13 protein-coding genes and 1 pseudogene are annotated in these 14187 nt (G+C 69.6%); 3 read left to right on the forward strand and 11 right to left on the reverse strand.

Features of this window, described 5'->3' with window-relative positions; translation table 11 throughout:
- Positions 1-74: 74 nt before the first annotated feature.
- Entirely contained in the window at positions 75-1256 is a 1182-nt protein-coding gene (locus HS104_22950) for a glycosyltransferase family 39 protein (GenBank protein MBE7482822.1), read from the forward strand.
- A 7-nt stretch (positions 1257-1263) separates the two neighbouring features.
- Here HS104_22950 and HS104_22955 read toward each other — a convergent pair whose 3' ends face one another.
- The 5 genes from HS104_22955 to HS104_22975 form a co-directional block, all read right to left on the reverse strand.
- Positions 1264-1890: a zeta toxin family protein gene (locus HS104_22955; protein ID MBE7482823.1), complete on the reverse strand. Its 627-nt coding sequence runs from the start codon at positions 1888-1890 to the stop codon at positions 1264-1266.
- Positions 1887-2105, reverse strand: a complete 219-nt coding sequence (locus tag HS104_22960) for a hypothetical protein (protein ID MBE7482824.1) — start codon at positions 2103-2105, stop codon at positions 1887-1889. The genes HS104_22955 and HS104_22960 overlap by 4 nt, the downstream gene beginning before the upstream one ends.
- Before the next feature lie 45 nt (positions 2106-2150).
- The gene (locus HS104_22965; protein MBE7482825.1) at positions 2151-2768 is read right to left on the reverse strand and encodes a hypothetical protein; all 618 of its coding nucleotides are present in this window, start codon (positions 2766-2768) and stop codon (positions 2151-2153) included.
- Positions 2765-3394, reverse strand: coding sequence for a hypothetical protein (locus HS104_22970; GenBank protein ID MBE7482826.1), 630 nt, complete (start codon positions 3392-3394; stop codon positions 2765-2767). Before HS104_22970 ends, HS104_22965 begins: the two co-directional genes overlap by 4 nt.
- Before the next feature lie 241 nt (positions 3395-3635).
- Entirely contained in the window at positions 3636-3809 is a 174-nt protein-coding gene (locus tag HS104_22975; protein ID MBE7482827.1) for a hypothetical protein, read from the reverse strand.
- A gap of 9 nt (positions 3810-3818) precedes the next feature.
- On the opposite strand from HS104_22975, the gene HS104_22980 reads away from it, so the two are divergent.
- Positions 3819-4001: a hypothetical protein gene (locus HS104_22980; protein MBE7482828.1), complete on the forward strand. Its 183-nt coding sequence runs from the start codon at positions 3819-3821 to the stop codon at positions 3999-4001.
- Between the two features lie 629 nt (positions 4002-4630).
- Here HS104_22980 and HS104_22985 read toward each other — a convergent pair.
- Complete coding sequence (locus HS104_22985) at positions 4631-5773, reverse strand: HNH endonuclease (GenBank protein MBE7482829.1); 1143 nt, start codon at positions 5771-5773, stop codon at positions 4631-4633.
- A 378-nt stretch (positions 5774-6151) separates the two neighbouring features.
- Positions 6152-7493: pseudogene (gene ltrA / locus HS104_22990) on the reverse strand (group II intron reverse transcriptase/maturase).
- A 1036-nt stretch (positions 7494-8529) separates the two neighbouring features.
- On the opposite strand from ltrA, the gene HS104_22995 reads away from it, so the two are divergent.
- A complete protein-coding gene (locus tag HS104_22995; GenBank protein MBE7482830.1) occupies positions 8530-10620 on the forward strand; it encodes a WD40 repeat domain-containing protein in 2091 nt (696 codons plus the stop codon).
- Here HS104_22995 and HS104_23000 read toward each other — a convergent pair whose 3' ends face one another.
- From HS104_23000 to HS104_23015, 4 genes are read right to left on the reverse strand one after another with little or no spacing between them, the layout of a single operon-like run.
- Positions 10621-11067 (reverse strand): hypothetical protein, encoded by a 447-nt coding sequence (locus tag HS104_23000; GenBank protein ID MBE7482831.1) that lies wholly within the window; start codon positions 11065-11067, stop codon positions 10621-10623.
- A gap of 6 nt (positions 11068-11073) precedes the next feature.
- On the reverse strand, positions 11074-11883 hold the full coding sequence (locus HS104_23005; protein ID MBE7482832.1) for an ABC transporter permease: 810 nt from the start codon (positions 11881-11883) through the stop codon (positions 11074-11076).
- A gap of 16 nt (positions 11884-11899) precedes the next feature.
- Complete coding sequence (tsaE, locus tag HS104_23010; protein MBE7482833.1) at positions 11900-12358, reverse strand: tRNA (adenosine(37)-N6)-threonylcarbamoyltransferase complex ATPase subunit type 1 TsaE; 459 nt, start codon at positions 12356-12358, stop codon at positions 11900-11902.
- Entirely contained in the window at positions 12355-14109 is a 1755-nt protein-coding gene (locus HS104_23015; protein ID MBE7482834.1) for a hypothetical protein, read from the reverse strand. The genes tsaE and HS104_23015 overlap by 4 nt, the downstream gene beginning before the upstream one ends.
- Between the last annotated feature and the right edge of the window lie 78 nt (positions 14110-14187).

Raw genomic sequence — 14187 nt, forward strand, 5'->3', positions numbered from 1 at the left:
TCTCCGCGCCGAGCATCATTCTCTGGCTCGCGGCGCTCGGCGCCTACGCTCTGTACCTCTCGTACACGGGCCCGATGCAGCGCAACCCGGACGCGGGCTCGCACCTGGCGTACGTGCGCTTCCTGGCGGAGAAGCAGGCGCTGCCCGGCCCCGGCGACTGCTCCGTGTGCCACCACCCGCCGCTCTACTACGCGGCGGCCGCGCTGGTGTCTCTCGCCTTCGGCTCCGGGCGCGCGCTGCAGCTCTTGTCGCTGGTCGCGCTGGGCGGTTTCGGCCTCTTGGCGGCGCGCTGTTTCGCCCGCCTGTTCGCGCGGCCGGCCCAGCAGGCGCTGGCCACGGCGTTGGTGGTGCTCTGGCCGCTCGGCGTGATCGCCTCCGCCCGCGTCAACAACGACGTGGCGTTCTACCTGGTCGCCGCCGCCTGCTTCTACTTTCTGCTCCGCTGGTGGCAAACGCCCGAGACGCGCTGGCTCGGCCTCGCCGCGGGCGCGGCCGCGCTCGGCCTGTTCGTGAAAGCGAACGCGCTGGTCTTGGTGCTCTTGGTGCTGGCGGTGGTCCTGCTCCGGACCGCGCGTCGCGGTGGATCGGGGCGCAGCCAGTGGCTGCTCGCGGGCGCGCTGGTCATGGTGGCCGCGCTCCACGGCTTCTTCCGCGCGGGCGCCGGGGGAGCGCTCTCGCACCGCGTGCTCGGCACCGCCTACAAGACCGCGCCCGGCGAGCTCGACCCGCGCGGCGCGGGCTACTACACGCGCTTCGAGCCGCGCTCCTTCGTCCGGGTGCCGTACGCCGAGGCCGCGATCCCCAGAGGCTTGGAGCCCACGTTCTGGAACCACTGGCTCAAGTCCAGCCTGCACGGCACGCGCACCCGGGTGTTCGCGTTCCTCGCCGCGCCCGAGCCACCCGCGGCGCGCCGCGTCGCCCAGACGCTGAACGCGCTGCTCCTCGCGCTGCTCGCGTTCGGCATCGCAGGCGCTTGGCTGTCGCGGCGCTTCGCCGGGCCATATCGGGAGCTCCTGGCGGTGTCCGCCGGTGTCTGGGTCGCGGCGGCCGTCGCGTTCCATGCCTTGGTCCCCACGGGGCACCACGCCGACTTCCGCTTCGTCTTTCCGGTGCTGATCCCGGCGAGCGCGCTCTACGTGGACATCACCTACGGCCTGCGCCGTCGCGGGCTCTGGCTCTGGCACGCCGGCTATCTGCTGGTCGAGCTGTTCGTCGCGTTCTCGCTGGCGTACGTCTTGGCGTTGCGGGTGAGCTGAGCCGCCGTCACGCAGCTCGGAGGTCCACGAACGCCGGGTGGCGCTCCAACCCTTGAACGGCGTCGGCGACCCATGGCGGAAGCGCCCCGTAGATCTTTCTCAGCTTCCCGTCCTCGGTGCGCGCACACAGGCGCGCATCGACGCCGTCCACGGAGTTGTCGTAGATGTACACGCGGTCGGCCAGGCGAATTGCTGCCGAGAGGTTCGCCATCGACTTCCCGTAGCGGCTGATGATCTTCTCGATGGGGACGGTGTGCCCACCCTGCATCACCCGGCCCGCAACCCGCGCGGCATTGATGCGCGGATCCTCCGTGCCGATGAAGAACACCCGCACGAAGTAGCCGCTGGACTTGGCTCGCTGCAAGAAGTCGACCTTCTCGGGCGTCGAGAACACCGTCTCGAACGCGATGCCGGACTGTTTCCTCAGGAGCTCCTCCCGCCGCGCGGTCGTCCATTCAGCGGCCTCGAGCGTTGCGCGGGGAGAATTCCAGTCCCCGAAGCGCGTTTGGGCGATGTCGTCGGGGTTCAGGTACTCGACGCCGTGACTCCAGTGGTCGTCTCGCAGGCGCACGGTGACCGTCGTCTTTCCGGCGCCATTGGGTCCGGCGATCACCAGCAGGACGGGGCGGGTCACCGCTCGCTCTCGGTGCGGCGAGCCTGCTGATCGAGCTGAGCAAGGACACGAGCTCGAAGCACCGCCACATCGTCCCGGAGCCGGGCGAGCGCCGCCCGATGGCGCTCGGCGACGCCCGCGAAAGCCTCCTTTGCCAAGAGCTCTAGCTGCGCGTCCGTCGGGTCGAACGACGGATCCCCGAAGTCGGCGCGGGTCTCGTCAGCCGCGGTGCTCATGCGAAAAGCCTACGTGAAACGCCGAGGTTGTCCAACGGAGGGCGCCTACTCCGGCGGCGGCTGTGCGAACGGCGATTGCTCGGGTGGGGAAGGCGGCTCGGGGTACTCCGGCGGCTCGGGTCGCGGCTCCGGCAAGTAGTGAGGTCGGCGCGGCGTCGGGTCCTCCCAGAGCGGGATCGGCGCCTTCAAGAGCAAACCAACCTCGCCGTAGGTTCGCGACTCGGGCTCTCCGAAGAGGTGACCGACGCCGCCGTACAGGTGCACGACCGCGAGCGAGAAGAGCAAGCGCCCGCGCAACCCGTCTGCCCGCGCGCCGTCGGAGAACGCCGAGACGTAGCCGAAGTCGAGCCCGAAGATCGCGACACCGCCTTCGAGCCCCGCGGAGAGGCGCGTCATGTCCGAGCCGAAGTCGCGCAGCACGTCCGTGTACGCGCCGAACCAATACGCGCTCTCGTCCAGGTAGACCAAGCTGAGCTCGGGGCCGACCAGGAAGCCGTTCGGCGCCGGGTCGGGGTTGATGGAGTACCCGAAGCTCATGCCTACCGGCAGCCAGACCGAGTCGCGGATCTTCGGACCGCCGTCGGCGCGGGCGGCGCCGGCGCCGAGGCTCGCCGCAAGCCAGGCGAAGCCGGCCAAGGTCCAGGTGCGAAGGCTCTTCTTCATTTCAGCTCCAGTCTCACGCCGTGTACCGGCTCCAGCTCCGTGAGCTCGACGGCGACGCGGGCGCGCCCGGCGACGTCCACGCGACGTCCTTCCACGCTGAGCGAGGCGATGCGCCCGTGGGGATCCGTCACCAGGACCTCGAGCCGTTCGATGGGTCCGCTCCAGTAGGCGCCGCTCTTCAGGGTGTAGGCAAAGTCGCCGTTGCCTCGCTGCGTGTAGCGGACGCGCAGCCAGCCGTCGTGACGCGCGAGCTCGGCGCCGCCGACCCACAGATCCCAGGTCTGGGCCGCGTCGCCCACGGGCAGGTGGCCCGGCTCGCTCGGCGCCACGGGCAGCGGCAGCGCCTCCCGTCCAACCAGCTCTGCCGCGAAGCCTTGCGCGGCGCCCCGCGGGCCGGCCACCGGGAAGGTCATGACCCGATCCCGCGGCGCGCCCCGGGCGACGAAGCGGAACAGCGCGCTGACGTTCACGCTGCCGTCGCGCTCCACGTCGATGCTCAGGGTCTCGTGGGCGAGGGCCAGGCCCTGGTCCTCCACGTAGGGGTAGCGGGCAACCAAGCCCATGCCGCCTCCGCTGCACGCCGCGGACGAGAGGGCGACCGCTGCGACCGCCAGCTTCAGCTCCACACCATCTCCCCTACTACGGGTCCGCGCCGCGGACGACCAGGCAGTCTCGATCGGTTCTCCGCGAGTCGAACTGGGTCGCCACCACCGGCTGGGAAGTGGTGACCCGGGACGGGGCGGTAGAGAGGAGCCTGGGCCGCACAGGAGCAAGCGCCATCGAGCCGCTACGGGGGCAGAAGCCCGAGGGCAATGATCGAGGCGAAGTCTGTCAAAGAGCAGGTCGGCGCGCAGGCCTTGGCAGCGCTCACGCAGGCGCCGGCGGCTGATGGGCAGTCTCGACGCCCCAGTGGCGGCGCACGACGAGCAGCCATTGGACCTCGCTGAGTCGAGAGCGCGGCAAGCTGGAAACGAAGTAGCGGTTGTCGCTCGCGACCCGGACGCCCTTGGAATCGAGCGTCTCGACCTCGACGCGGAGCACGGTCCTGAGATGCTCCCAACCTTCCGGCGCGGCAAGGGCTTCACCGAGGTAGATGCGCCGCACGACGGAGCGACCGTGGTGGAGATCCGTGCTGGAGGCGGCGGCCTGGTCAGGCTCCAGGCCACCCTGGTCAGCGTGGCACTGACGGTCCGAACGACTCCGACCAGGCGCGCATCGGCCGTCGCCGTCTGACGCTGGGCGAAGAAGTCGTCAGCGGCAGGCACACGGGTCGCCTTGCCGTCGAGCGAGACGACGCCGAAGGGTAAGCCGTTGGGCTCGAGCGCCTTGCGGCGCTGGGCAGCGCGAGTCGCAGCGTGCAGGGCCGGGCGGACGTCGTCGGGCTCGAGCGCTGCGAGCGCGTCCCGCAACGTAGTGTCCGGAACACGACGTGGGATGCCGAGCTTCGCGCGCACCGCGGGCGTGAGCTCCGCGGTCAGCTGCTCGACCTCGCGCAGGCTCCTGCTCCCGGCCCCCCGAGCAGCGCGCTGGCGAGCGGCCTGCCGAGCTGCCAGCGACGTCAAATAGAGAGTCCGGCCGAGCCGGAGGAGTTCGCTCCCAGCGAGGCGTTTGTCGCGACAGCGCCACCTGGCGCGAGGCGCCGAACACGAAATGTACGGGTTGCGCGGGTCGCGGACCTCGTCGAGGCGCGCGTCGCCGAAGCGTTTGACCGGCATGCCGATGACTCTGCGTTGAGTGCGACCTGTTCGAGGCACGGATGAGCTCCTTTCCTTCGTCCGCATGCGTGCCCACGGCGCTGCCGCTGACAAAGACCAATGAGGGCACTCCGAGCACACCCTTTGTCGGGGTGTGCCCGAACCGTCTCAGGGTGTGAGAATGGCGAGCGTCGCGCGAAGCATCGGCTCGAGCAGCGGCTCCACCTCGCAGAGGCGTGCCTGCTCGACGGCTCGTCGCGCGTCCGCTCGCTTGAACCCCATCCGAACCAGCGCTCCGAGGACCTTCTCGGAGACGCCGCCCTCGGGCGCAAGCGGCGGCGTGGGAGGCGTGTTCCGTTTTCGCCTCGCTCGCGCCTCCGAGATCCTGTTCTGGATGTGCTCCTCGCCGAAGACCTGGCGCGCTCGGTGAGCGTTGTGAGGCCTGCAAAGCAAGCAGCAGTTGTCCACCGTCGTGGGCCCGCCCTTCGCGAACGGATCGATGTGCTCGATGGTGAGGAAGCGCTTGGCGGAGCAACGCCGCCCTTCGGCATCGGTGAAGGTGCACTGGTTGCCGTCCCGCTCCCTGACCGCTCGCTGGACATCCACCGGAACGTGCCGCGAGCCCGGCTTCGTCTCGCGGCGCTTGCGGGGCTTGCCCGCGCCGGCGCGGCGCTTCGTCTCCCGCTCGATGAGCAGGTCCAGCGCGCGCTCGAGGATCGTCGCGAGGTCGCCGCTGGGCACCGTGTGGCTGAGCAGCGCCCGGGCCTGCTCGAGCTTGTCGCGGAACGCAGCGTGGGCGCTGAATTCCACGCGAACGCTCTCCGGCGAGAGCGGCTCGACGCGAGGGCGAGGCGCCTGGGCCGGCGGCGGGGCCGGCGGCGGGGCCGGGGTACCTGCCCCGGACCATGTGGACAACTGCCCTTGTACCGGCTCGGGCGTGACCGGGGTGATGGTCGGCGGCACGTCCGGCCGCGGGAACCAGCGGGCGAGCAGCTCCTCGAGCTGTCGCTTGGACTTCCCTCGCGCCTCGGCGAGGAGCTGCTCGGCGTTGTCGTCCGTCAGGTGGCCGGAGAGCAGGAACAGCCCCGTCAGGTGGAGCTCGCCGCTGGCGAGGTCATCGAGCACCTGGGGGAACTGCTGGGCCAGGCGGGCCACACGCACACGCTTGGTCGCGCGGTCCTCGGAATAGCCGAGGCGCTCGGTGCAGTAGGCGAAGAGGGAGGAACACGCATCGTCCAGGTACAGGTTGCGGCGGTCGAGCTCTGCCAGGTGGAAGATGACGTTGGCGCACGCCGACCGCTCCGAGCTCACGGCGGCCGAAAGTCGCTCGCGGAGCTCGTGGTCGGAGACCGAAGAGAGCGTTCATGCTTTCTGGCATATCACGCGATTTTTCGAGCTCGCTGCTGACACGCTGCGCGCGTTTCGGGCATCTGAACGCGTCGCGCGTCGTCGCGCGCACGAACGCGCACGAGCGCGTCACCACGCGCGAGCGAGAGGCCCTCACCCGCGTGGTCGTCGAACGCGAACGCGCGTCGCTCGAGAATGCGTCAAGAGAAATCGACGTCTCGATGCTCTTTCCTTCAGGTCACCGTACGCTGAAAATCGGGATAGGGGCGCCGGTTTCGCCCGGCGACCCCTCCCACACCACCGGACGTGCGGGACCGCATCCGGCGGTTCGAAAAGTTGAGGTCACGCGGCGAGCCGGGGTACGCCCAGCTCGTCGAAGAGCGAGTTTGGAAGTGCGATTTGGATGTCTCTGATTGCGCTCCGCCACCAACGGCGGTGGTTGGCAGCACCGCGACGAGAGCGCCACACGGTCAGACCGCGTGACACGAGCTCCCGAAACACGGTGCGACCGCGTCGCCACTGCTTGAGCTGGAGCATTCTCAGCCGGCGTCGAATCCAACGGTCGAGATCGGCGAAGACCTTCGGCGTTTTGGCCAGATCGAAGTATGCCTTCCATCCGGTTAGGAATGCTTTCAAGTCCTCGCAAACCCGCGCCAGGCTTCTTCCGCCGTTACGGCGGGTAGTCCGCCGCACTCGAGCTTTCATCGCTGCAACGGCCTTCGGTGCGACGCGGACTCGGATCTCGCGTTTGGGCGCTGCCCAGTATGCGAAACCGAGAAACTGTCGCTCGAAGGCATGTGCGACCGCGCTTTTCGACTCGTTGATTTGGAGCCGTTGCTTCGCGTAGAGCCGCCGGAGCAGCTCCATCACGCGCTCGCCGGCGCGCCGCGACCGCACGTAAACGTTGCAGTCATCGGCGTAGCGCACGAAGGCGTGTCCGCGCTTCTCCAGCTCCTTGTCGATGTCATCGAGCAGCACGTTCGCGAGCAACGGCGAGAGTGGCCCGCCTTGCGGCGTTCCCTCGTGCCGTTCCACCACCACTCCGCCGACCATGATGCCGGCGTTCAAGTAGCGGCGGATGAGTCCGAGCATCGTCTTGCCCGCGATCCGCTTCGCGAGCTTTCCCATCAGCACGTCGTGGTTGACGCGATCGAAGAATTTCTCCAGATCGACATCGACCACCCACCGCCGGCCCTCTTGCACGAAGCGTTGCGCTTCACGAACAGCGTCGTGCGCGCCCGCCCGGGTCGAAAGCCGTGGCTGTGCTGCGAGCTCGGATCGAACATCGGTTGCAGGACCTGAAGCAGGGCCTGCTGGATGAACTCGATCGAGCACCGTAGGAATGCCGAGCTCTCGCATTCCGCCGGTTCCTTGGGAATTAGCTGCCGTCTCACCGGCGCGGGCCGATACGCCCCGTGAGCAACTGCTCGCGGAGCTCGTGCCAGTGAGCGCGCAGGTAGTCGGGCAACTCGCTTACGGTCATCCCATCGATACCAGGACTGCCCTTGTTCCTTTTCACTCGTTTCAACGCGGCCTGAAGATTCTGGCGTTCACACACCTTCATCATCAGGTCGCTCGCTCCCGAGCGTACGAGCTCATGCGTCGCCATCGGCACTTCCTCGCTCCGCGGGTTGTTCGGGGCTTCACCCCTATCTGCCAGCGGGAGCTCCAGTTGCCCGGACATCTGAGACCTGGTGCCTTTGAGACCCGTTCGTTCGCTCTCCTCTTCGTTCGGTCCTTCGTCGCCGAGCTCAGCGACTACTACGACCTCTGCTGACTTCTCGCTCCGCCGTTCGCACAGCGTCGCCCTTTCAGGCGCAAGGCGAGATCTCCCCGGGTAATTGCACAACCCTTCACCGCACGACCGCCGGATCTACGTCGTCGGGTCTTGGTCATCCGAGCTTCGCAGAATACGGCCTGCTCGCTCACCCGACTCCGCCTCGTATCCGATTCCTGTTCGTCGGCCCACGGTTTCGCTCCCCGCTTCCTTCCCACGGTCGGTCACCCTTCCGCAGTTGCGGTTCGCTTCGATTTTGATGACCAAATTTCGAGAGGACTTCCACCTCCAAGGTTGTGCCCATGCCGGGCGCACCGCTGCTCGCACGCCCGCAAACAAACGGGCGTGCACGGGATGCCCTTGGTGGTCTTTGTCAGCGGCAGCGCCGTGGGTCCGGAAGCTGCGCGTCGAGCTCGAGTCCGATGGCGCTCCCTCCAGGCAGCTGCACGCAGTGCCGCACTCGCGGTCATCGAGCTCTGCGTCGTGCGCTCGACCGCTGCGCCGACGCCGCCAGCGCTTCACCAACGCCCGGCGCCACCCGAGAGCCACGTCCCGACCTCCAGCGCCGGCCCGTCCTGACCTCGAGTGCGAATTTGCGCCTGCTCGCGCGCCGTACCCGTGACCGTCCTCGACTCTTCGAGAACGCGTCGCTTCTCAACCTCTGTCCGGCCCAACTACCGAACGGGCTCGAACGCACCATAGTCTTGCCGACCTCGGTGCCGACCGACCGCCGAAGCCTACCCGATGCCACCCGGTTTCATCCAACGGGGTCCGCGGCCCGCGGATGGAGAACTACCGAGCTGGACTGGACGACCAGGAAGGCTCGCGCCTCGCCGATCGTAGAACCGCCGTGCGGAAGCCCTTCACCGCCCTGTGCTGCGCCGCCCTCACCGGCGCGTGTATGGAAGGGCTTCCTCCCGACTTGCCGCCACGAAAACCGATCGTGGCGCGACCGCTAGCGAGCGCTGCGGAGCCCGAGGCCCAGCCACCACCCGAGCAGCCGTCGGCTCCGGTGCTGGTGCCGCAGACGGGTCACGTCTCGCAGGTGTGGTCGGTGGCCTTCCACCCGAGCGGGCGCTTCCTGGCCACCGGGGGCTTCGACCACACGGTCGGCATCTGGAACCTGGAGGGTGGCCTCTTGGCGCAGCTCACGGGTCACCACGAGGCGCTGAAGCGGGTGGCCTGGAGCGGCGACGGCAGAGTGCTCGCGTCGATCGCGCGGGACTCGCGCATCATCGTCTGGGATCTCGCTCGCTTCGCGGCCAAGCGGGTGATCGAGCATCCGGGCTTCGATCTCGCGCTCGGCGCCGACGGCAAACGCATCTACACCGTGGGACCGCAGGCGGAGCTGTCGGTGTACGACGCCGAGACCGGCAAGCTGCTGGACTCGGCTCGGACGCCCAACGGAGAGGGGCGACAGCTCCTGGGCGTGGCGCTGAGCGCGGACGGTCGCTTCGTGGCGACGGCGAGCCTCGACGGGCTCGTCCACGTCTGGGACACGTCGAAGCTCGCGGTGCGCGCCAAGCTCGCGGCGCGCACCTGGCGTCTGGCGTTCGGCTCGGGCGGCCGCCTCGCAGTGCCCTCGGGTGACCGCGTGCTGATCGCCGACGCCGAGACCGGCAAGGTCGAGCGGGAGCTGGCGACGGGCAACGGCGTGAGCCACGTGGCCTTCGGCCAGGACGGCCGGCGCCTGTTCGCGAGCGTGGGCAACGACGTGATGGTGTTCGACCCCGAATCCGGCAAGAGGCTCGCCAAGTACTCCGCCGGCATCATCGAAGCGCTGGGCGTGAGCCGGGACGGATCGCTCGTGGCCACCGGCAACGACGATCCGCAGGTGCGGCTCTGGCGCGCGGAGAGCGGCGCACCGGTGCGCGCGCTGGGCTCGCCCTGGGGCGAGGTGAGCGCGGCGCGCTTCGATCCGAAAGGCGAACGCATCGCCACGGCGGCGGCGCTCTGGATCGACGTCTGGGACGCGCAGCGCGGCAAGATCCTCCGACGCCTGCGGGCGAAGAAGAAGCAGCCTGGCGCTCCGGCGTGGTCGCCCGACGGCGCTCTCGTCGCGGCCAGCGTCGCCGACGGCAGCGTGGGCGTGTGGGACGCGGAGAGCGGAGCGGAGCTGGGTCAGATCACGGTCCCGACCCGGGATGACTGGGGGCCGCGCTTCGCGTTCTCGCCGGACTCGAAGGCGCTGGCGATGTTCGCCGGAGATCGCCTCAGCATCTGGGATCGCGGCAAGCGCAAGATCGTCAAGAGCATCGCCCTGAAGCTCTCGCTCGCGAGCGATCTGGTCTGGAACGGCTCGGTGGTGGCCGTCGGCGGCGGGGAAGGAGTCGAGCTCTTCGACTCGAGTGCCTGGAAGCCCCTCGGGCGCCTCGACGTGAAGCAGCTCGTGGCTTGGGGCCGGGTCGAGGACCTGGAGCTCTCGGCCGACGGCAAGAGCCTGGTGGTCGCCACCAGCCAGCACATCGGGCGCTGGGACGTGGGCTCCCGAACCCTGGTCGCCAAGATCGAGGGGCGGTCGCTGCACGCGGCGCCGGTGTTCTCGCCGGACGGGCGGTTGATCGCGTTTCCGGATCGGAAGCGCGCCATCACGCTGTGGGACGGTCGGACGACGTTCGAGGTGCTGCGGGCCGACAGCGCCGTGCGTCAGATTCGCTTCAGCCCCGACGGCAAACGCCTGGCCGTCGCCACGGACGACAGCCTGATCCGAGTGGTGGACGTGGCATCGAGGAAGCTCCTCCGCACCCTGGCTGGGCACGAGGCGCGGATCTGGAGCCTCACGTGGCACCCGAGCGGCGAGGTCTTGCTCTCCGCGAGTCATCAGGCGCGCTTGCACCGCGTGAGCGACGGCAAGCTGCTCACCCTGCGCGCCCGCTACGACGCGCCGAAAGGCGTGGTGCACTCGGCGGACGCCTTCTCCGGCGAGGCCTCCGAGCTGTTGCGCTTGCGCAGCGGCGCGAGCCTCGAGCAGGCGACGCTCTCCGCCGTGAGCAGCGGGGAGGAGGGCTTGCTCGGCTCGTTCTGGCAGCCGTGATCAGAGCTTGAACACGAACAGATCTGCCTCGGGATCCAGGGCCACGAACAACGCCTCGTGCGCGTTCGAGGGCGCGGCTTCGCCCTTCTTGAGCGGCCAAGCCAGGAACGCGCCGTCGTGATCCGGCGAGAGCATCACCGCGACCCGCACCGCGTGGTGTCGGACCCGCGCCTGCGGCGGGACCGAGGCGATGGGCTCGTCGCCGGTCGGAGCCGGCGGCGGCACGGTGCGCGGGATCTCGAGCAGCGCGCGGAGCTCGGCCGCGCTCTTGGCCAGCTCCACCGCCCGCAGGTCGGCGCCAGCCTCCGCGGCGGCCTCCGCGGCGCGACGCACCCAGGAGAGGGCGGCGCGCTTGTCACCCTGGGACCACACGGCGTTGGCCGTCTCGAGGGCCCAGCGCACGTCGTCGGCGTCGTCTTGCTTCGTGTTCGGTAGCTCGGCGTCCATTTCCCCTCACAGCTCCGTGAGCCAGTCGGTGATGAAATAGTTGGCGATCAAGAGCGCCACCGCGCTCTGCACCACGGCGCGCGTGGTGGCGAGGCCCACGCCACGAGCGCCGCCGCTGGCGAAGAAGCCCTGGTTGCACGAGATGGCGGAGACCAAGAAGCCGAACACCGCGGACTTGATCATGCCCATCCAGAAGTCCTTGAGCTCGAGGTAGCGCTCGATGTTCGACACGAACACACCGGGGTCCACGCTCAGCCACTTCACCGCTACGACCCACGCTCCCACCATGCCGACGCACCCGTACAGCACGCACAGGAGCGGGCCCATCAAGACCGAGGCAAGCATGCGCGGCGAGAGCAGGTACTGCACCGGGCTCACGCCCATGGTGACCAGCGCGTCGATCTGCTCGGTCACACGCATGTTGCCGATCTCCGCGGCCATGGAGCTGCCGGCCCGCGCGGTGACCATCAGCGCGCTGAACACGGGAGCGATCTCGCGCGCCAGCGAGATGGCGACGATGGCGCCGACGCTGCCTTCCGCGCCGAACTGACGCAGGCTGTTGACGGTCTGCAAAGCCAGCACCATGCCGCTGAAGATGCCCGTGAGCGAGACGATGAACACCGACTGCACGCCGATGAAGTCCATGGCGCTCAGCAGCTGCCCCAGGCGATAGGGCGGGCGGATCATCCAGGTGAGCGTTCGCGTCGTGAGCAGCACGAACTGCCCCACGCCCTCGAGCCCGGCGAGTGGCCCCCGAGTCAGGCTCTGGAAGAAGCCCGGCTCGCCACCCGTCTGTTCTGCTGCCGCCACGGCCATCCCTTGGCTACCAGGGTTAGCCCTTCCCCGAGAATTCCGCCAGAATTTGCCCCGAGCGCGGTCCGGTGGCCCGGAATGACGCGCGGCGCGGCCCGAGCCCCAGCGTGAGGACGAGCGCGTCGCCACCCAAGAGCTCGATCCAGGGCTCGCCCCACTCCACGACGACCAGCCGGCCTTCGTCACGCTGGTGGTCGAGGCCCAAGTCCCTGACCTCTCTGGCCGCGCTCAGCCGATACAGGTCCGCGTGAGCGAGCGGAGGCCGCGTGTCGTGCTCGACGATCAGCGCGAACGTCGGGCTCGTGACCGACACGCGCTCGGGTAGGCCCAGCGCGCGGCACAGCGCGCGCACGAAGAACGTCTTGCCGGCCCCGAGCTCGCCAGACAGGACCAGAAGGTCACCGGCGCGGAGGTGTGGCGCCAGCGAGCGCGCTAGCTGCTTGGTGGCGCGGCGGCTCGGGAGCTCGACGACGCTCACGGCGCGCCCTTGCCTCGGCTCCACACCACGCTGCCGAGCGTGCGCGGGAGCACGCGTTTGCCAGCGAAGCCCGCGTGCTCGCTCGACCACAGCTCGCCCTCCGCAACGGCCAGTCGCTCCTTCGCGCGCCGGTGCAACTCCGCCACGACGCGTGCGTCGTCCGCGCGCTCCAATGGAAGCTCCGACAACGCCTGCCGCGCGAGGACTGCCGCGTCGTGCCCGAGGGTCGTGTACCAACTCGGCGCGTGTCCCGACTGCACGACCAGCTTCTTCTGCGACTCCGGCGCGGCAGTGCCCGGCCGGTGCGGGAACGCGCCGGCAGAGAGCGCGAAGCGCGGCTGCCCAGGCTCCAGCTCCGCGAACACTTCGCCAGCCTCGAGCCCGAGCCCGAGCGTCACCCGCCGCCCGCTCTCCTGGGTCTCCCGCGCCACCTCGCGCGCGCAGACGGCGTCCCCGGTGACGAGCACGCCGTCCACGCGCTCCTTCTTCCAGGCCAGCACCGGGAAGCGCGGCTGCCCGGCCGCGCTCGGCGCGGCGTCGCACGGAACACCCCCGCGGCCGACGCTCGCCCGCTTGTCCAAAGAGAGCGCTGTGGCGCCCTCGAGCAGAGCTTGGCTCTCACGCTCGGGGGTCTCGGCGATCACGAACTCCGCCCCACCTCGAGCGGGCGCAGGCGCGAGCAACAGCACGGGGATGCCTGTGTTGGCCGAGTACTTGGCCGCTGCCACGGCGGAGGCTTCATCGATTCCGGCGATCAAGATGGCCGCGCCTTCGCCAGCGAGCTCCGCCAGCGCGTGCGCGACGCCGTGCTCGGATCCGTCGTCTTCGCTCGTCACGAGCTGGACGGCCTCGCGATCCGCAGCCGATGCCGGTAGGCCGAGCGCGCGAGACACCCCCGTCGCGACTTGCGCCGAGCGCCGGCGCTGTTCCGCGCTGCCGATGCTGAGCACCAGCCCGAGCGATCGGCCCGCCACGCGCGGCAGCACCGAACCCGAGGCCGCGATCCGCACGAGCTCTTGCCCGAGCTCGCCGCGCCGAAACAGCGGGAGCCCAGTGTCGAGCAAGCGCCGCGCCAACGCGCCGTCCTCGTGCTGCACGCACAGCTTCGCCAGACGCTCGGCGACCAGCGGCACCAGGAAGCTGCGTGCCCGCTCCTTCTCCGGGTTCACGTTGGCGGAGCCTTCCTCGGCGAGGAGCTCGGTGAGTGAGCGGAACAGCGGCTCCGCGGCGATCTGCGCGCTGAGCTCGATGATGCGACCGCGCACCGCGTCGCGTTCTTCCGGCGCGGTCTCGGCGAGCCAGTCCCTCATGGCGCGCACCGCAAGCCCCGGCCGCCGGGCACCCAGCGCCGCGACCACTCGCTGCTCGCCGAACAAGAAGCGTTCGTCCGGGTCGATGATCTTTCCCTCCAGCGGCGTGAGCACACTGAGCGCCTGATCCGGCTTCCCTTCGCGCAGGAGGATGGCGGCTTCGGCGACCGCCGCAAAATCCCGCACCGTCCCGCCGGGTCCCTGCCGGATCTCCTGAACCAGGGCCCGCGCCTCCGCGACACGTCCGCGCTGGACGTAGAGCCACGCCAGGTAGACCCGCGCGGTGCGAGCTCGCCGGTCGCGCGAGTGCGCGTCCAAGAACGAGACGATCGCGGGCTCGAGGCGCGCTCTGTCGGCGGGGCGCGACGAGGTCCAGAGCCGATGGATGTCACGGAAGTCGCGCTGCGCGCCCAGCGACTCGGCCACGTTCGCTTGGGGCATGAGCTCGCCAGAGCTCCCTCCTCCGCAGGCCGCGAGGCCGAGAGCGATGGCAACGGAAAGCTCGCGCGGGATCGGAAG

Source organism: Polyangiaceae bacterium (genome assembly GCA_015075635.1).
Classification (GTDB): domain Bacteria; phylum Myxococcota_A; class Polyangia; order Polyangiales; family Polyangiaceae; genus JADJKB01.